18 protein-coding genes are annotated in these 20,041 nt (G+C 28.5%); all 18 read right to left on the bottom strand.

Translation table 11 applies throughout. The features are described 5' to 3' along the window. Window positions 1–21: 21 nt before the first annotated feature. A complete protein-coding gene (locus tag FVE77_RS04615; protein ID WP_026746598.1) occupies window positions 22–246 on the bottom strand; it encodes an acyl carrier protein in 225 nt (74 codons plus the stop codon). A 95-nt stretch (window positions 247–341) separates the two neighbouring features. Next, entirely contained in the window at window positions 342–3,869 is a 3,528-nt protein-coding gene (locus FVE77_RS04610) for a DEAD/DEAH box helicase (protein ID WP_026746599.1), read from the bottom strand. A 30-nt stretch (window positions 3,870–3,899) separates the two neighbouring features. After that, complete coding sequence (locus FVE77_RS04605; protein ID WP_026746600.1) at window positions 3,900–4,454, bottom strand: GNAT family N-acetyltransferase; 555 nt, start codon at window positions 4,452–4,454, stop codon at window positions 3,900–3,902. An 81-nt stretch (window positions 4,455–4,535) separates the two neighbouring features. Further along, window positions 4,536–6,218, bottom strand: a complete 1,683-nt coding sequence (gene lepB / locus FVE77_RS04600; protein ID WP_026746601.1) for a signal peptidase I — start codon at window positions 6,216–6,218, stop codon at window positions 4,536–4,538. A 251-nt stretch (window positions 6,219–6,469) separates the two neighbouring features. Continuing rightward, entirely contained in the window at window positions 6,470–6,820 is a 351-nt protein-coding gene (gene rplS / locus FVE77_RS04595) for a 50S ribosomal protein L19 (protein ID WP_021768283.1), read from the bottom strand. Between the two features lie 345 nt (window positions 6,821–7,165). Then, complete coding sequence (locus FVE77_RS04590; protein ID WP_026746602.1) at window positions 7,166–7,918, bottom strand: hypothetical protein; 753 nt, start codon at window positions 7,916–7,918, stop codon at window positions 7,166–7,168. Further along, window positions 7,908–8,225: a hypothetical protein gene (locus FVE77_RS04585; RefSeq protein WP_026746603.1), complete on the bottom strand. Its 318-nt coding sequence runs from the start codon at window positions 8,223–8,225 to the stop codon at window positions 7,908–7,910. The genes FVE77_RS04590 and FVE77_RS04585 overlap by 11 nt, the downstream gene beginning before the upstream one ends. Window positions 8,226–8,240: 15 nt before the next feature. Next, on the bottom strand, window positions 8,241–8,594 hold the full coding sequence (locus FVE77_RS04580) for an arsenate reductase family protein (protein ID WP_026746604.1): 354 nt from the start codon (window positions 8,592–8,594) through the stop codon (window positions 8,241–8,243). Between the two features lie 74 nt (window positions 8,595–8,668). Then, window positions 8,669–9,877 carry a Fic family protein gene (locus FVE77_RS04575; RefSeq protein ID WP_026746605.1) on the bottom strand — a complete coding sequence of 403 codons (1,209 nt, stop codon included), beginning with the start codon at window positions 9,875–9,877 and terminating at the stop codon, window positions 8,669–8,671. A gap of 393 nt (window positions 9,878–10,270) precedes the next feature. Next, complete coding sequence (sppA, locus tag FVE77_RS04570) at window positions 10,271–11,917, bottom strand: signal peptide peptidase SppA (protein WP_026746606.1); 1,647 nt, start codon at window positions 11,915–11,917, stop codon at window positions 10,271–10,273. 21 nt (window positions 11,918–11,938) lie between these two features. After that, window positions 11,939–12,940 (bottom strand): Abi family protein, encoded by a 1,002-nt coding sequence (locus FVE77_RS04565; RefSeq protein WP_051254502.1) that lies wholly within the window; start codon window positions 12,938–12,940, stop codon window positions 11,939–11,941. Window positions 12,941–13,083: 143 nt separating this feature from the next. Continuing rightward, window positions 13,084–15,057, bottom strand: coding sequence for an excinuclease ABC subunit UvrB (gene uvrB, locus FVE77_RS04560; RefSeq protein WP_026746608.1), 1,974 nt, complete (start codon window positions 15,055–15,057; stop codon window positions 13,084–13,086). Between the two features lie 175 nt (window positions 15,058–15,232). Then, on the bottom strand, window positions 15,233–16,117 hold the full coding sequence (gene era, locus FVE77_RS04555) for a GTPase Era (protein ID WP_026746609.1): 885 nt from the start codon (window positions 16,115–16,117) through the stop codon (window positions 15,233–15,235). A gap of 20 nt (window positions 16,118–16,137) precedes the next feature. Further along, complete coding sequence (locus FVE77_RS04550; protein ID WP_026746610.1) at window positions 16,138–16,473, bottom strand: zinc ribbon domain-containing protein YjdM; 336 nt, start codon at window positions 16,471–16,473, stop codon at window positions 16,138–16,140. A gap of 133 nt (window positions 16,474–16,606) precedes the next feature. After that, complete coding sequence (locus FVE77_RS04545; RefSeq protein ID WP_026746611.1) at window positions 16,607–18,220, bottom strand: ComEC/Rec2 family competence protein; 1,614 nt, start codon at window positions 18,218–18,220, stop codon at window positions 16,607–16,609. Continuing rightward, the gene (locus FVE77_RS04540) at window positions 18,221–18,766 is read right to left on the bottom strand and encodes a type II secretion system protein (RefSeq protein ID WP_026746612.1); all 546 of its coding nucleotides are present in this window, start codon (window positions 18,764–18,766) and stop codon (window positions 18,221–18,223) included. 252 nt (window positions 18,767–19,018) lie between these two features. Continuing rightward, window positions 19,019–19,390: a hypothetical protein gene (locus FVE77_RS04535; RefSeq protein ID WP_026746613.1), complete on the bottom strand. Its 372-nt coding sequence runs from the start codon at window positions 19,388–19,390 to the stop codon at window positions 19,019–19,021. Between the two features lie 24 nt (window positions 19,391–19,414). Then, window positions 19,415–20,038, bottom strand: a complete 624-nt coding sequence (locus tag FVE77_RS04530; protein WP_026746614.1) for a DUF4125 family protein — start codon at window positions 20,036–20,038, stop codon at window positions 19,415–19,417. Window positions 20,039–20,041 lie beyond the last annotated feature (3 nt).

Here is a 20,041-nt window from a genome sequence, read left to right as displayed (position 1 = left end):
ATACTCCCCCAAAAGTTTTATCTATTGTTTAGATTCGATGTATTCAATTACATCTTTAACTGTTTTAATTTTTTGTGCATCTTCATCAGGAATTTCAATGTCAAATTCTTCTTCAAAAGCCATGATTAATTCAACTGTATCTAACGAATCTGCTCCTAAATCATCAACAAAAGATGCATCTTCAGTTACTTGATCTTCGTCTACTCCTAATTGATCTACTACTATTGATTTAATTTTATCTAGCATTATAATGCCACCTCCATATTTATTTTCTAAAATTATTATACCAAATGAATTTGAAAAATGCAACTAAAATTTATTAATAATTAAAATTTTCAACTTTAACTAAGTAATTCCATTAATTCCTTATCACTCATCTCAAACAAGACTTTTTCCCCGTCTTTATTTTCTAGCAGATTCTCACTTAACTTACGTTTACTTTCCTGTATTTTTATAATTTTTTCCTCAATTGTACCTTCTGTCACAAGTTTTATAACTTGCACGCTTTTTTTCTGTCCGATTCTATATGCCCTGTCACTAGCTTGATTTTCCACAGCGATATTCCACCACGGATCATAATGAATCACAACATCAGCTCCAACGAGGTTTAGTCCAGTTCCACCTGCTTTTAACGAAATTAGAACCACTTGTCGCTCTCCAGCGTTAAATTTGTTACAAATATCAACTCTTTCCTTAGATTTCACACTTCCATCAATATAAAAATACTCAATCCCCATATTTTCAAGTTCTTTTTCAATTTCCTTCAAAGTTCCCACAAATTGAGAAAATATTAATAGTCTATGCCCATTTTCAATTATATCTGGCATTAAGTCACGCAATACTTCCAGTTTGGCTACCTCGCCTTTATAATCTTCTTTAAATAAAGTTGGAGAATTACATATTTGACGCAATTTTGTCAATATAGCCAGTATTTTCATCCGATTGTTTTCATTTTCGTTAAATTTCTTCATTTCACTTTTAGCTTTCTTTATGTACGACATATATAGCTGTTTTTGCTCATTGCTCAATGTTACAACCATATTTGATTCAATTTTATCTGGCAATTCTGTAAGTACTTCTTTTTTTGTTCTTCTTAACAAGAATGGAGCGATAATTTCACGCAAGTTGTGTATTTTGGAAGAATTTGGATTTACAATTGCTTCTTTATAGGTTTTTTTAAATTTTGTCAAATTATCTAAATATCCCGGTATTACAAAATCAAAAATTGACCATAGTTCTAAAATATTATTTTCTACTGGCGTTCCTGTCAATGCAAAATTTACTTTGCTGTTGATTTTCATAACAGCTTTTTTTATTTGAGAAGTTGTTGTTTTTATATTTTGAGCCTCATCCAGCACTACTACATCAAAATCTCTGCTTTTGTACTCTTCTATATCATTTCTCAAAGCCTGATAAGTTGTTATCATAAATCCTCTTGATTTTTTGGATATAATTTCCTTTCTTTGAACTGCCGTTCCTTCAATTAGAGTTGGACTTATCCCTGTAAACTTGATAATTTCTTCCTTCCAGTTATATAGCAGTGAACTCGGTACAATAATCAAAGCCGAAAAATCTCTGTTTTCCTGATAAATCTCATTTAACAGCGAAATTGTCTGTAAAGTCTTACCAAGCCCCATATCATCAGCCAGAACTCCTCCAAATCCAATATCATACATATTTTTCAGCCAATTAAAACCTAATTTCTGATACGGAAATAATTGTACATTTATATTATGCGGCTCTATTTCCTGCCGATTTTTTATTTTATGGAACAAATCCTTAAATTCATCCATTTTTACAAGTTCTTCCTGAATATTTTTTGAAATTTGAGCAAGCTGTAAAGCTTTTATTTTAGAAATTTTATTTTCTCCAACTTTCAGATTAGAAATAGAATCTGTAATTCCAACCAGTTCTTCAATGCTTTTATTGGCAATTTTTACAAGTTCCCCACTTGAAAGCGTTATATATTTCTGCTCATTTTTAATTGCCTCCATCACAATTTCCACATCTTCAGTTTTTATCCCCTCAATGTCAAAGCTAACATTCAAAAAATTATTTTCCACCTTTTTTATTCCAACATGAACATCTATATTTCGGGCATTTTTTATTTTGTTATCCAGATGAATTTTTACCTTATCCGGATAGTTTTTATCAATATATTCGGAAATCTTACCCAGCCCTTCATAATTTACATTGTAACTGCCTTCCATCGACTCCAAATACATAAAAGAATAACTTTTCACAAGTTTTTTCAATTCCTCACATAATTGTGCATTTTTTCTGGGAATAAAATATTTCCCATTTTTTTCCAACGCACAAACAGTATTTGACAAGTTAATTTTTACAAGTTCCTTTTCATCAGTTTCTGTAACAAAAATGTCAATATTTCCATCCTCATCAGCATATTCGGCAACATTAATATTTTCATATCCCAAAACTGCCTTTAACTTCTGATTTTCATCACTGGAAAGCTGATTAAACAGTTCCGTATCTAAAAAATCAAATTTTTCAAAAAATTTTATTTCATTTTTATCCATTTTAAAAACTTTCGTTGTGTCGTTTGAAAAAGTGTAAAATGGACTATTTTCAGAAATTCTTTCGATATTTCTCATTGTAATTTTTTCATTTTCCAATACAAATAACGGTTCATACGAATTCATTATCTGCTTTTGCTCTCCCAAAAGAACTAGGCTTTTTCCTTTTTCCATAGCTATAAGCAGTCTATTTAAGAGCATTTCATACACTTTTAGCCCTTTTTTATCCTTAATTCCGCTGTCAATTACGCTTTGAATTTCTTTACTGTATTCGTAAATTGCATGGATTATTTTTTTATTTATATCATTGAAAAAATAAGTTTTTGGATTATAAGTAATTTTAGAAGTTACTTCATATTCTCTGTCTTTTACAACCGATTCGATAAATTTTAAAATATCTTTCACATAGTAAGTTTTCTTTAGCCCTGTTTTTAGTCTTAAAATATATCCCCGTGCATTATTTTCCTGGTTATAGTCATATCCATATTTATAGTCACTGTAACTTCCCTCGTCAATTTCAACTTCAAGTCGCATTTCCTGCTGTTCTTCCGATTCAATATTTTGATTTTCCAAATGTAAATTATAAATTTCATTGATTTTTGCAGAAACACTTTCAAGATTTTCCACTATTTCTTCATTATTTTTAGTTTTTTGCGTATTCTGGAAATCTATTTCGACTTTTATACTATTATCTTTTAAAGTATTTTCAGTATCCCCTTCAATAGTTTCAAATTTGACTTCCACACTTTTACTTTTTTTATCAAAATTCTTCAATTCTTCATTTTTAATATTTTCTATTCTTTCAGAGGTTTTATTTGATTTATCTAATTTTTTTATATTTATATTCTCGGCTTTTAATTTTTGGCTTTGTCGTAATTTATTTTTTTTATCATTTTCTAAATTTTGCTTAGCAACTTTTTCAGCTTTAGCTTTTTGCTCTTTTTCTTTAATTTTAGCTAATTTTTTATTATCTTCCTCAAAGTCATCTTCAAACATCATTTCAATATCGTCAGTTCCAATAACTTTTGAAATTTTTTCTGAATGGTCCGCCATCATTCCCAATGTTACAACGTGTTTACAGCAATTTTTCTTATTGTTCTTAAAAAACATGCAATCACAGTCTGCTTCAACAAATTCTCCTTTTTTCTGCTCCACCGTAATCGATGTCTTGCAAAGGCTATTTTCCTTGTATTCACCTTCTACCGTCATAAAATTCCCATCGGCAAAAAGTGCTGTTATATTCCCCAAATTTTTATTATAATATTCCTCTCCAATTATAAAAATACTCGGTGTTATCTGTTTTTTTAATTCTAATGAAATACTATTCTGTCCCATTTCTCTCCCTTACTTTTATTTATGCTCAAACTAAATGATTTTCATCATTATTATTGCATCCTCATTATTTCCATAATAATTTTTTCTTACAGAAATTTGTTCAAATCCAATTTTTTTATAAAGTTTTAGTGCTTTTATATTATTTTCGTTAACTTCCAGCAAAAACTTATTTTCTGAAAAATGTATATTTTTAATTTCTGAATTTTTATTATTTTTAAGTAAATTTCCCATGCTTTCAATTAATAATTTTTCACCAAAACATTGCCCCTGATATTCTTTTTTTATTGCAATTTCAAAAATATCTATGCTTCCTATTGTACCATAAAATGCGACATATCCCAACACATTTTTCTCAAATTTTTCATTTTTATCCAAATCCGTTTTTTCTTTTTGATTTTTTTCTAAAATTTTATTTTTATCTTCTTTTTTTAATTTCTCCACAAAAATATTTTCTTTCGTATAATTAAATAAGCAGTATATCTCATACTGCTCACTTAACATCATTTCAGAAAAATATTTATCCCCAACTTTATTTTTAAAGTTTCCATTATGAATTTTAACCAATTCACTGACAATATTTTCCATTTTATTCTCCATTTTTTCTTTACCTTTATCAAACTCTTATTTATAATATTAAAAACGAACACATTTGTAAATACTCTCAAATTATAATAGCCCAATTCTAGTCAACGGCCACCATCTTACAAGTAATTCACCTTTAATTCTAGGTTCTGCCACAAGTCCAAAATATCTTGTGTCCTTACTGTTTGAAGTGTTATCTCCCATAGCCATATAATAATTTTTATCAAGTGTTATGGTTTCGCCATTCAGCAATCTTGTAAACAATTTATCATCATATTTAAAGTCCATAATTGGCATAACCATCTCATCTCTGCCTTCCACTTTCAATGTAAATGTATAATATCTATTTGTCAGTGTATCTCTAGGATTTGAGTTAAATTCATCATCATTTCCAATTATATCTTTAAAGTTCTTATCAGTTTTTATTAAATCTAAAAACTCTTTACCAGTCAAATTTTTAAATCCTTTTCCATCATAGTAGCTTTCCCAGTCTACTTGTCCAATTAAAGTATGGTCTTTGTCTTTCATTTCTCCAAATATTTTGTCAATTGCAACAATTTTATCTAGTTTTACTTTATCTCCTTTTTTAGGAATATAAATTTTGTTATTCATAAGAAGTCCTTCTGGCAAATATACTTTTTGTGGCGTTACTTTGTCCAAAACTTCTGATTTTTTATCGTTTATCAATATAGCTCCACCAACAGTCTGAACTTTATTTGAATTAAACTTATCCACTTCCTGATTATATTTTTTCAAATCTTCCCTATATTGTTGATTGTCATTAGAATAAACTGGATAACTTGGCTTATTATCAACATTGGCAATTTCAAATTCATTAATACTCATTTTACCTTTTTCAATTTGAAGCGTTGTTCCTGGCTCTCCAACTATTCTTTTTGTATACATCACTTTATCAGTCATCGGCTCTTTAAACGCAATTATTTGTCCAATTTTAGGATTTGAAAAATGATATTTCACCATATTTGTAAAAACTCTATCTTTCACTAAAATCGTAGGCTCCATCGAACCTGTCGGAATAACATAATTACCAATATAGAACAATTGGATAACAGCCACCAGAATAACAGCAATCAACGCATTATCAATTCTTGTTAATGCTTTTCCAAATGTGCTTCTTTTTCTTTCTTCCTTTGCAATTCTGTCATCTACTGAAAGATTGTCATTTGGAAATATCTTTTTAAATATTTCTTCTGTACTTTCTTGTTTTACTCTCGATTCTGTCAATATTTTTTCCAATTTCTTATTATCATGTGTGGCTTCTTTTAAAATCGAGTGTTCTGTAACTTTTTCCTTCGATAAATCTTTAAATAAATAAATAAGAATCAACGAAATTACAACATTTATTATCAAATAAATATAAAAATTTGTATCCAAAATATTAAACATCAATTTCCCTAAAAATAACATAATTAAATCCAATAAAAAAATCCATTCATGCTGCATTCTAAGTATATAAAATGCAACATTTAATCCAAAAACTCCATAAATTCCCCAAACCTTGATCCAAATATTTGGATCTTCAGTTTTATCCACAATTACAAAAAATACTGCCGATACAATCAACGCTACAACTGTTAATAAATTCCCAATCATAGCATTTTTTTGATTTTTCTCAAGTGAGACTTTTTGCAATATTTCATCCTCTTTCACTCTTATCCAATGGATAACCTGCTTTTCTTTAAAAAAGAAAAATAATAGAAATAGCGATGCAACAATATAAAATGCTCCCCATAATAACATATTCATAATTTTCCCTCTCCTAATTTGTAATTTTTAAATTTTAAAACTCTCTTTAAGACTGAAACAATAAAAATTATAACATTCAAGTTCACTTTTAAAGCAGCAATTACTGAATTATACATAATTAAACTTTATTTTTTCTAAAATTTTTATTTGCCTAAAATAGATTTAATACAGTAAAGTTTATTTTTTTATTAAAATATTAAATTTTTAGTTTGCATAAAAAATAAAAAGCTAGCATTTTGCTAGCCTTGAAGCTACTTTCTAATTTCTTTAATTCTAGCAGCTTTTCCTGATAAGTTTCTCAAGTAGTATAATTTAGATCTTCTTACTTTACCAATTCTCTTAACTTCGATTTTTTCTACTAATGGAGAATTTAAAGGAATGATTCTTTCTACACCGATTCCTGAAGATACTTTTCTAACTGTGAAGTTTTTAGCAACACTTCCACCAGAAACTCTGATAACTACACCTTCAAAAACCTGTATTCTTTCTTTGTTTCCCTCTTTTACTTTGTAGTGAACTGCAACTGTATCCCCTGCTTTAAATTGAGGCACATCAGCCTTTAAGTAATTTTTTTCTACTAATTCGATTAATTTCTCTTTCAAGAAATTCACTCCCTTCTTTCTAAGACATTCTTTCTATCTATACCAATCTTACCGATTCAAAAACTTTTCTTGCTTATAAATCCTTTACAAAACTGGTAGCAACAATAAAAGCGGAATATCCTTTTATTCAATAACTTATTAAGTTTATCACATTTTCCATTAATTTTCAATACAATTACAAAATTTTTTTCAATTTTTTTTAAATTTTTAAAATAATATTCTTTTCCTAAAATTCTTTTTTTAATCTAAATATTTCAAACTTAAAAATTATAACTCTCAAATTACTACATTTATTCAATATTTAATTATAAATTTCAAGCTATAGGTTATCAGATTGATTTAGTGTTATTTAATATAACCTTTATCCCTGTATTCAAAATATTCCCTTGGTATTTCATCCTTAAAAAGTTTCATAACAAAATCATATAACTCTTTTTCTGTTCCTTCTAAATCTTCGCTGACTTTATGCACTACGTTATTTTCAGTTATTATTGTTATCATGTCTTTTGGGCTATTTGAAGAATAATCAAACCCCTCCTTTAATTTTTCCTGTTCATCGTCATGTTTGTTTAATAAACCTTCTAAGTTTCCCGTTTTAAAAAATACTTTGGTCTCCAATGTGTTATCAGGATTTATAAAATACAATTCAAGTTTAAGTACTCTCATTAAATTTTCTTCAGCATATCCTACTGAGGATACTTTTCCAAACAAGAATCTTTTTTTATTTTTTAGCTTTAGTGGTATATTAGAATAAAGAGTATCCAAAAAATTTGCATCTGTCAAACTATCGAAGGTTATACTTTTTAAAATAGAAAAATTTTGTCCATGACTTTGTATTAATCTAGAATAATCAACTTTTTTTAAAGTCTTAAAATACATCAAAAATTTATATTTTGTTGGTCCGGTAGAATGTAATGAATATTCGAATATTCCAGTATTATTCCAGGTATCTCCAGCAGTTATATTTCTTTTATTTAAAAATTTTAATACATTTGGATCATTTTCATCTATTTCTTTTATTTCTCCTGTAGAAGAATAGCCTGTATTTACAGAAAAAAATATTAATAATATTATTAATTTAATCAATTTAATATTCATTGTGATATATACCTCTCAATCTTAATTTATGTTCTATTCTCAGCATATTTTCTGTGATATCGCCATCCAAATTATATTTTCCTTTACCATCTAATCTTGGTCCTGGACTTTTTTTAGCCTCATCTTCAGTAGTTTTTCCTATACCAACCGTCCTATACTCTTCTACCGAGTCTAGATCTCCTAAGCCTTCAAAAGGAGCCTCTTTTAAATTACCTTTTTCATTCATAAATAACCATGTATCCTTTTTAATAATATTTCCATATCCTAATTCATAATGCTCTCCTGTTAGTGGAAGTTTTTTTATCATTTCCAATTTTTTAAATTATTTCAATTTTTCAACCCACTCAGCTTCCTTAAATCCAACCAGCACAAAATCCTTCCCTACCAAAAGTGGTCTTTTTAATACCATTCCATTGCTTGCAAGTAACTCAAACTGTTCATCTTCTGACATCTCTGCCAATTTTTCCTTTAAGTTCAGTTCTTTATAAACATTTCCGCTTGTATTAAAAAATCTTTTTAAAGGCAATCCACTTTTCTCATAGTATTTCTTAATATCTTCCTTCGACGGTGTTTCTTCCACAATGTGCTTATATTCATAATCAATCCCATTTTCCTCAAGCCATTTCATAGCCTTTTTACAAGTTGTGCATCTTGGATAGCAATATACTTTGTTCATTTTTTTATCTCCTCTTTCAATTTTAATTTTTAAAATCTAAACTTTATTAATTTAATCAATATTTACTGGTTTTTTTAGTCAATAACTTTCTGTAATTTGTCACTTAAAACATGTGTTATTGGTTTTTTAGAAATTTTTGTCAAGTATTCTTTTTTTATTAATTGTTCTATATTATTTTTTAGTGTAGGTCTGCTCATATTTATTATTTTACATAATTCTTTATCTTCTAAATCAGAATTAGAAAAAATATGATTTTGAATATATACAAACATTATATCTTTCTCCAAATCGCTTAAATTGAGATTATTCAAATAATTTCTCGAAAAATTCAATTTTTCTATTTTATCTTCCAGCATTTTCATTATACTTTCTTGTCCTTTTTTTATTAGTTCCAACATGCCTATGAGAAAAAATGTTATTTCACCAAAATTTTTAGAATTTGAAGTATTCAGAAATAACTTTGAATATTTTTCCTTTTTAGAAAAAATTGAGTAAGACAATGACAATCCCGTAAATACATCTAATTTTCTTGCCAGGTACATTGAGAAAATTAGTCTTCCAAATCGTCCATTTCCATCATAAAATGGATGAATGTATTCAAAATAATAATGAGTAATACAGGCTTTTAATAAAAAATTTATATCTTTTCTATTCATAAATTCTATCAATTTTTCAATATGCTCTAATATTAGTTCTTCCGTTGTATCGCCTAAATGAACATTTTTCATTCCCGTTGTGACATGAACAATACCTTTTCTAAATAATTTCCCATCTAATTTGTTCTCTGAATTAATTACAATTTCTTCACTAAAAACTTCATCGTATATTTTTCGTATTTCTTCTGCAGAATTAATTTTTTGAATCTTATTTTCTGTTATTTGCTTATATTTTTTTACAATTCCTGAAAATCTATATTTTTTATTGGAATTTATGCTATCATACACATCTTTTTTTGTTGTATGAACTCCTTCAATCCCATTACTTTTTATTATTTCATTAACCATAATTTCTCTTACACAATAATTTAAAGCCACTTCAGGCAGTTCGTTAGACAAATTTAAAATATCTCTACTATTTTGGATTATTTCATCTTGTAACATTAATACATTTTTTATTGGTAAAAAAAATAATTCTACTTCCTTTGAAACTCTTTCTCCCCGTAAAATTGGCGAAATATATAAAGATGTTTTATAAACACATGGATGTTCAAGTCTTTTATTCAATTCTTCTTCAATATTAGCTTTTTGATAGTATAATTTTGACAATTCCAAATAATTATTCATAAAAAAACTCCTATTTTCCAAATATTTATCATATTATACCTTATATTTCTAAAAAAATAAAGTTTTTTCAAGTTAATGCTAAAATTATATTTTTATAATTGAAAATTTTATATTTTTTTTCGTTTTTTAATCCATAAAGTTTAGCGTAATCAAAAATATAGTCTTTTTTAGATATTTTAGCTAAATTTATAATAAAAATATAAAAAATATCTAGACTTCACAAAATTCCTATTAAAAATTTGCATTTCTGATCCATTATACTTGTTTAATGATTCAATATACTTTATCTTTAACAAAGGAATTTAATTACTTCCGAATAATATTTTTTTCATTATATTTAAAAATTTATACAATTACTGAACAGATTCGTTTCTTTGAAAATTAAAAGACTTCCTACAGTTCAAAATCACTCTCATAATACAAAACCTGATTCATATTTCCTTGCAAAAATTCAACCTTTTCCCTAATTTCCTCAGATACAAACGGCATTTTTATATCTGACAGAGTTTCTTTTAAAGTTTGTGTTAACTCCACTATCTGCACTTTATATTTATCCAGTTTCAAATCATTTGCCATTGATTTTATACAATCTTCAAGAGTTCCAATTTCATCAACTAAATTGATATTTTTGGCTTCACTTCCAAGCCATACTCTTCCCTGTGCAATTTTTTCAAGTTCCTCATCACTCATTCCTCTGGCTACCATTACATGTTCCTTAAACTCGCCATAAACTTCATTCATATTCTGGATTAATTTCTCTTTTGAATCTTCTCCTAGTTTTTCAAACGGATTCAGCATATCAAAGCCAGCACCTTTTCCAAATCCTTCCAAATTAATGTCTAACTTTTTCACTGTTCCTGCAACTTCAGGATACATCATAACAACACCGATTGAGCCTGTCAAAGTGAAGTTATTCGCAAATAATTTTTTTCCAGTTGTGGCAATGTAATAACCACCGCTTGCACAGACATCTCCCATTGAAACATATATTGGCACAGTCAATTTTTTTAATTTCTTATATATTTTTTCAGAAACTAAAGCACTTCCACCAGGTGAATTTATTCTTAACACCAACCCTTTCAAATTCTTTATTTCTTTTAATTCTTCCAATTTTTCACATACATTTTCATAAGTAATATTTTTGTTAGGATTTTTCACATCAATAACACCTTCAAGATTCACTACTGCAATCGTATCTTTTGCTTTTTCTTTTTTTTCTTTCAACATTCCTATGTAATCTTCAATCGAAACGGTGTCTTCCTTGTAATTTATCCCAATTTCATCATAATCAGCAACACCGTCAATCAATTTATATTCCAAAGCCTTTTTCGCCCCAGCAAAAATTAGATTTCCACTCAATATCTCATTTTCAATATCAACGCCTCTTTTACTTTTTACCAGTTCCACAAAATCTTCAAAAACTTTATCCTTTATATTTTTAATTGATTCCTTTTTCTCTTCTGACATTTGGTTATGGCTATATTTTTCTCCAGCCACCTTATAATCACCAATATGAAGCACATTCATCTTTATCCCAAACTTTTCCAGAAACGACTTTAAATAAAATTCTTTATGAAAATATCCCCTAAAAATAAGAGTTGACTGCCTTGTGTCAAACACAAAAATTTTATCAGCAAGTAAAGCCTGTCTATATCGACCTTCCTCAAAAAGCGTTCCTATTGCCACTACTTCCTTATTTTTCCTAATCTTGTCAAAAATTTTAGAAATCTCTTCCAACTGTGAAAGTGTCAAATTTAACTTATCTACATCAACAATCACTTTTTTTATATTCTTATCTTCCGCAAGATTATTTAATCCTTGCAATATTTGATAATACGATAATTTCTCTTTCCCCTTTAATGCCGGCATAGCCACATCTTCTTTCAATTTCTTGACATCAAACACAACGGCTTTTACCTTTTTTAAAGGTATTTTCTTCTTATTTTTTACTCTAAGAATCTTCTTCACAAAAATTAAATTTAAAATTACACACAAAATAAGCATTATTACTATTTCTAATAGCATTTTCAAAATAAACATCATCTCAACTCCTTCTTGCTATTATTTTTCTTTTCCTAAAATTATATCAAATCTTTTTTCAATATTTTGAGGAAAATTTGTTACTTTTTTATATTTTTTTACCATTTTCTGTAAGGATATTAAATTAAAATCAGCCTTTAATTCACTAAACATCTGAAATATCAATGTCTCATTTTTTAACAAAAAAGTTATTGAGGAAATCATAGAAAACAAGTCATTAATTCCTATTTTATTTTTATAATCATTTTTTCCTATAAATTGATTTGGAAGAAAATTTTTAATATTCTTCAATTTCAAATTGTTACCTTTAGCTCTATAGGTTATTACTTTTAAATTATGGGCAATTCTATTTCTAAACTTTCTTACGATAGTAATTGAATTTTTTAATAGTTCTACTAATTCTTCATCTTTGAGTTGACTCGCATTATTACAATATTCTTTTGCTATCTCCAGTTTATCTTCTAATTTTAAAAAGGAATATAAATCAATAATGTCTGTAAAATTAACATTTTTAAATAATATCCAAGCTGGAATATGATTATGATATTTTTTATAATATTCTGTAGGATCATTTTTATACTTATTATCTGTTGCTACTGCCAAAATTGCTTCTAAGGTTTGATTTCTTTTTTCTCTTCTTTGAAAATTAATAGGCAAATAGTAGTTTTTTTCATTTAAATACTGTTCAATTGAAATTCCGTATTTCCTTGATATAAGATATGCCATTTTTGTTTTAAATATATTTTCTACATAGACACTATACTTAAACAATGTATTTTGAATATTTTTATCTAATATTTTGAAAAGAAACAAATCTATAATATCTGTGTTTTCTTCAAATATTTCAGAATCTTTCTCAAAAAAAGATTCTTTAGAACCATTAATCAAATCATAATATGAAATCGTACTTAAAAGTTCTAAAGCAAAATTTTCATTTTTTATATTTAGTTTATATTTATTTTTTAATATTTCTATTTGCTCTTTATAAGTTTTAAAAGGTTTATCATACACAATGTCTCCCATTTCCCCTCCACAAAAAAATCCACTACGCATAGTGGATTAGATAGTCCTGTAATAAAATTACATCTGACCAAGTTATTTTCTATGCATATTATAGTATAGAATTTTTCAATTGTCAATCATTTTTTTAATTAATTTTTTATAATTTACAGTTCAATTAACAACTTTTTCAATTCATTCATTTTATCCCTCAATTTAATAGCTTCCTCAAAATTAAGCTCTTCAGCCAGTTTTTTAATTTGCTTATCAAGTTTCTTAATTTCCTTTTCCACGTCTTTTTCGCTCTTATACTGCTTGATTGCTTTGTTCGCTTCATTTTCTTTTTCAATTTCATAGTCTACGATTGACTCTGCAATTTCTCTTACGATTGATTTTGGATTAATATTGTTTTCCAAGTTGTATTTTTCCTGAACTTCACGCCGTCTGTTTACCTCATCAATGGCTTCCTGCATGGAGCCTGTTATTCTGTCAGCATACAGGATAACATGTCCTTCCACGTTTCTTGCGGCACGTCCCATTGTCTGAATTAAAGATCTTCTCGAACGTAAATACCCTTCCTTGTCTGCTTCCAAAATTGCCACTAATGAAACTTCTGGAATATCCAGCCCTTCCCGCAGCAAGTTTATTCCAACCAGAACATCAAATTCACCTTTTCTCAAACCTCTTATTATTTCTGTTCTTTCTAGCGTATCAATGTCAGAGTGCATATATTTTACTTTTATTCCATATTCCAAATAGTAATCTGTCAGTTCTTCTGCCATTTTTTTTGTCAAGGTTGTAACTAAAATCCGTTCTTTTCTTGCTGTTCTTGTTTTTATTTCATCCATCAAGTCATCAATTTGATTTTTTGTTTCACGAATGTCGATACTTGGCTCTACAATTCCTGTTGGACGGACAAGCTGCTCTACAACTTCACCATTTGAATGTTCCAGCTCATAATCGCTTGGAGTGGCTGAAATATACACAACTTGCGGGATTTTTCCAAAAAATTCCTCAAATTTTAACGGACGGTTATCATAAGCACTTGGAAGCCTAAATCCATTGTCAATTAAAGACTGCTTTCTTGCTCTATCTCCCTTATACATTCCATTTATCTGTGGAACTGAAATGTGCGACTCATCCAGAAATACAACCAAATCCTCTGGAAAATAGTCAATTAACGTATCAGGCGCTTCCCCTTCACTCTTTCCTGTCAAATATCTAGAATAGTTTTCCACACCTTTACAATACCCAATTTCCTCAATCATTTCCAAATCATATTTTGTTCTTTGCTCAATTCTCTGTGCTTCCAGCAGTTTTCCCTCTTTCTGGAAAAAATGCACTCTTTCTTCCATTTCCTTTTTTATTGCCTCAAACATCACTTTTGTATCTTCATTTGTCAAATAGTGAGTCGCAGGCATTATTGTGATTCTTTTTATATTTCTAATTTTCTGTCCAGTAAGCGTATTAATCTCTGAAATGCTTTCCAAATCATCTCCAAAAAATTCAAAACGGTATCCTGTATCCTGATAAGATGGATGCAAATCAAGAATATCCCCTTTCACACGGAATTTTCCACGCTCAAATGCAATGTCATTTCTCTCGTATCTAAGTGAAATCAGCCTTTTTATAAGCTCATTTCTCTCAAACCCAGTTTCCACATCAATCGGAATCGATCTCTTTTTATAAGCCTCTGGCGACCCCAATCCATAAATTGCCGAAACCGAAGCCACAATAATAACATCTCTTCTATTCAAAAGTGCCGCTGTCGCCGCGTGCCGTAATTTATCGATTTCATCATTAATTGAAGAGTCCTTTTCGATATACGTGTCAGTCTGCATAATATATGCTTCAGGCTGGTAATAATCGTAATAAGATACAAAATATTCAACAGCATTTTCAGGAAAAAACTGCTTATATTCATTATAAAGCTGTGCTGCAAGCGTTTTGTTCGGTGCCATTATCAAAGCTGGACGATTTATTTTCTCAATAACATTCGCAACTGTAAATGTCTTTCCTGATCCCGTAACCCCAAGCAAAATCTGATCTGTAATACCATCTTCCAAGTTTTCCACAATCTTTTTAATAGCCTGAGGCTGATCTCCAGTAGGCTTAAATTTTGAATGTATTTTAAAATCCATCTCTATTTTCCTCTTTCTTTTTTTCAAAATTCTCTTTTATTATTAAAATATTAAACTTAATTGCCAAAATCTAAACTCATATTTTTACTTTCTCCCATAAATATGTATTTCCAAGCAAAATTTTTATAAAAATTAAAAGAAATTGTTATTAATCAAATAGAATCTAAAATAACCGTTATTTTATTTTATAACCCATTTCATCAAGAAATTTCTTATTCTTTCTCCATTTCTTCTTAACTTTTACCCACAATTTCAAATTAACCTTCAAATCAATTAAATGCTCAATTTCACGTCTAGCCTCTATCCCAATTTTTTTTAGCATAGCCCCATCTTTCCCAATAACAATACCTTTCTGGCTATCTCTTTCAACATAAATATTTATATCATATTTTCTAATTGTAGTCTTTGTTTCCACATTAATAATCTCCACAGCTACACTATGCGGAATTTCATCTTTTGTATGATGTAAAATTTTTTCTCTGACTGTTTCCACAACAATTTTATTTACTGGTAAATCTGTATAGTAATCTTCTGGATAAAACCATACATCATTTGACAAATATTTCTCGGCAACTTCAAATATTTTATGAATTCCAATCGCATATTCCGCCGTAAGAGTTATTATCTCATCAAATTCTCCCAATTTTTCACGAATTTCCTTTTTCTTTTCCTCAATTTCCTCATCCGACATTTTATCAATTTTGTTAATAACAAGTACAATTGGTGTCTTTACACTTCGCACATTTTCATTAACAAACATATCCCCAGTTGAAATTTCCTGTGTCCCATCCAGCATAAACATTATCAAATCCACATTTTCAAGTGCCTCTAACGCCACATTTGTCATGTGTTCCCCAAGAAAATGTTTAGGTTTATGAATCCCTGGCGTATCAACAAATATAAACTGATTTTCTCCAATATTTACAATCCCTTTTATCTGATCCCTAGTCGTTCCAGCCTTATCCGACACAATCGCAACTTTTTCTTTCACAAGCTTATTCATAAGCGTGGACTTCCCAACATTTGGACGCCCAACAATTGTTATAAATCCTGATTTCATTCTTTCTCCAATTCTATTTTTTATATTTTTTTAACAAATTCCGATTTCAGTTTCATTGCACCAAAACCGTCTATTTTACACTCAATGTTATGAATCCCATCATCAATTAATCTTATATTTTTAACTTTTGTTCCTCTCTTCAAGTCTGACGATGCACCTTTTACTTTCAAATCCTTAATAATTGTAACGCTGTCTCCATCCTGTAAAATATTTCCGTTTGAATCTTTTACAACGTTTTCATCACTGCTTTCTTCCCCATTTTCAGTCCATTCATAAAAGCATTCTGGACAAACTAGCATATTTCCATCCTCATAAACATATACTGATCCGCATTTTGGACAATTTGGTAAACTCATATTCTATCTTCCTTTCAAATTTTATTATTTTTTTATCATATCATTATACCACGAAACAGGAACTTATAAAATATGTTTATTATCATAATTTTCATTTATACTGCTAATAACATTCTTAAATCTATTTCTATAATTATTTTATTGTTTCAGTATTAAAAGAACTTGAGTATATATCAATTTTTGCAGTAAACAAGGGCATTACAAAAAATATTATAAAAAATAACATTCCATAATATGCAAAAATCGTCCATAACGGTACTTTTCCATTGATACTAATCTGTAAAAGCGGAATTTTGCTCCCAGCGTAAATAAATCCTTCAAAAGCTTTAAAAATAATTTCTGTAACAAAAACAATCAGACTGTTAAATAAAGACAATTTAAAAATATTTAAAAGCACTGCAAAAAATAAACATTGTATAACAACTGTTCCAATCGGTATTCCCACAATGTTTAGTAAAAATGAAAATAATGGCAGTTTTTCAAAATAATACAAAAATAAAGGAATGCTCGTAATTTGTATTGTTAAACTTAAAAATATCAAATCTACAGTATTTTTCAATACTTCGTTTTTTATTTTATCCAAAATCTTTTTTTCATAAAATTTCTTAAATTCAGGATTGACAAAAATTATTGCTATAACAGCTGCATATGAAAGCTGCATCGAAATATCAAAAAGTGAATATGGATTTAGCACAATTATAACAATAAACGATATTAACAAAGATTTTTTACTATCTTCCTGCTCAAATAAAATCCTTGCCAAAATCATCATTGCTCCCATAATATAGGCACGCAAAATTCCTGGCGAGAATCCAATTAATGCACAGTAAAAAGTAAGTGCCGCAAGTGCCATTAAATACTTAAACCTGTACCCTAGCGACAGCCCATCCAAAATTTTCACAATCCCAATCACAACCAGACTTATATGAGTCCCAGAAATTACAATCAAATGAGCCAGTCCTGTATATTTAAACTTATCCTTCATATCCTTAGAAACCTCCGCCTTTTCTCCCAAAACTGCAGCGCGTGAAAAAGCATACAAATTTTCTTCAGTTATAAACAAATTATCAAAAATCTCCAAAATATATTTACGGACTCCATTTAATCGTGATTCTTTATATCCCAGCAGTTTCCCTTCAATCTTAATATTGCCATTTTTATTTACAGCTTTTTTAATTTTGTACCGCATAAGGTAAAATCCGTATTCAAGCCCCTTCTTATTCTCAATGCTCGCCTGACTTTTCAAATATTTATTATTAACTTTCAGGACACTTCCACGATTTCCATCAATCTTCACATAAAATGTCTTTTCTCCAGAAAGTTCCCCCTTAAAAGTAACAAAATTCAGATAAAACACAAACAAAAAAATTCCTGCCAAAATTAAAATTCCAAATTGCCAAGTTCTTTTTACTTCTTCAATTCCTATTTCCATATTAAAAAATTTTACTAAATTTTGTTTCCTGCGTGAAAGTTCAGATTTTATATATTTTTTTCTAGCTTCTTTTTCTCTGAATTTCTGCATTTCCAAAATATATTTGTCAAATTCCTTATTTTCAAATTTATTTACGTTTTCTTGAGTTTGACTATTGTCATTATTTTTACTCACTTTTGTATTTCCAGAATTTTTTATATTTTCATTTTTATTAGATTTTTTCACGATTTTACGAAATTTTATATTCTCAAAATCTATTTTTTTATTTCTTTCCTCAATTATCTCATTATTTTCAAAATTTCCCCCATTTTTCATCTAAATTTCCTCCTCCCACAAATTAGCCTTTGAATAATCATCCGAAAGATTAATCGGCTTTTTAGCCCTGTAAATACTTATAATCGGATATTTTGCCGCATTTATTGTGTTTGTAGAAATCCTGTAATAAATTTTTTCTCCCTTTTTATCCAGCAAATAAACGGAAAATCCTTTTTCAAAATTCCCTTCATTTGTGGTACGTCTTCTAAAATCAGCATTTTTATTAGAATTATTTGTCATATAAGATAAGTTTTTGGAAATCTCCATTTTATCAACAATATCCTTTTTCCCATTTTTTTCGTCCAGAAAATAAGCTGTTTTTTCAGATATTTTAAAATCCAGCACATATTCCTTCCTGTTGTGCTGTGCATACTGCTGAATTTTTCTAATAAACTGGCTAATATTCCTCTTCTGAATTGCAAACTCCTGATTCTGCCTCTGTTTCTGTAAATTCACAGAAACTACCATAAACAAAATCGCCATAATTGAAATGTATAACAAAACCTCAATGAGTGTAAACCCATCATTATTCCCCTTTATTCTCATTTTTCCCCCTTTTAAAAAACTATTTTTATACAAAATTTAATTTTTAATTAATATTATTATACATCATTTTCTCAAAAAATCAAATATTTTTTACAAATAAAAAAATCCCCATTCAATGAAGAGGAATTTTTTCGTAGTTTTTTAGTCATTTAAATTTTGTTTTATTTACACTCTAATCTTAACATAAAAACTTTAAAAATTAATTTTTACTTTTTGTTTCACTTGATTTGACAGTATACCTGATTCGTAGTTTTAATCATATAAATAGAAATCCATTATTTGTAATAGCTCCCTAGAGTTATCATCTATATTTTCATTCGCTAACACATCTTTTATTTCCCCTTGCAATTTCATTCTTTCATTTTTAAATTCTTCCTTTCTTTCGGCATCATAAGCCATGTGTGCCATTCTTCCTATTGCTGAAAACCCGAAAGTAAAATAATTAAAAATTGTTGTAAATCGTTTTTTCTTTTTAGTTCTTTTAAATTTCATATATTTTTTATCAATTGAACTTATATCTAGATTTTCTTGTTTTGCTGATTCAAAAAACTTTTCTAGTCTGCCTACACTATTTTTTGAAAATAATTCTAATCCACGTTCTATTAATTCCTTCACTTTTGCCATTTATCTTCCCTCCAACTTATAAATTTACAAACTTTTCTCTGCTTCCTCGATAGAGCTATATCCTTTTTCTAGTACAATATTTTCCAAATTATTTTCTGCTAAGTTTATGTTATTTGTAACACAGCTCTGAATATACTCATAATATAATTTCAATGTTTTTACTGAATATGATGATAATTCTCCCTTCAAGTAAGTTTCAATTGAAGTATAGTTTGGTGTGTCGTATTTTGAGTATAAAGGACGCCCTTTTGAAGTAACTTTTGGATATTTTTTTATTATTTCTTCTTCCCAATGCAAATAAATTTCTACTATTTTTTGTACCAATTCTTCCTTTTCTTGTGAAATTTTAGGCAAATACTCCTTAATAATTTCGTATTCTTTTGGAGAACTGTATTTCATCATTCTGGCATATTTGTCCTGAACAATGTTTTCACCACGATGTTTTGCCAAAATCAAGTCTTCCAGATAACTTTCCAGAATTTCATCAGGCAATGTTTCCCATTGGCTTCTTCTCATAATCTCAAATTCCTGAGGATTATCCTGACATTCTGCTCTTCCTTCCGTATGATGCACATTTTGAAAAAATTCCCATTCCCTTTTTAAAATTTGTCTAATAAAACTTTCTTTTTTGCTAATTTCTCTTTCCATTTT

It is taken from the genome of Leptotrichia hofstadii (assembly GCF_007990525.1).
Taxonomy (GTDB): Bacteria; Fusobacteriota; Fusobacteriia; order Fusobacteriales; family Leptotrichiaceae; genus Leptotrichia; species Leptotrichia hofstadii.
Note: the sequence above shows the minus strand (reverse complement) of the source record. Positions and strands in the feature narration are given on the sequence as shown.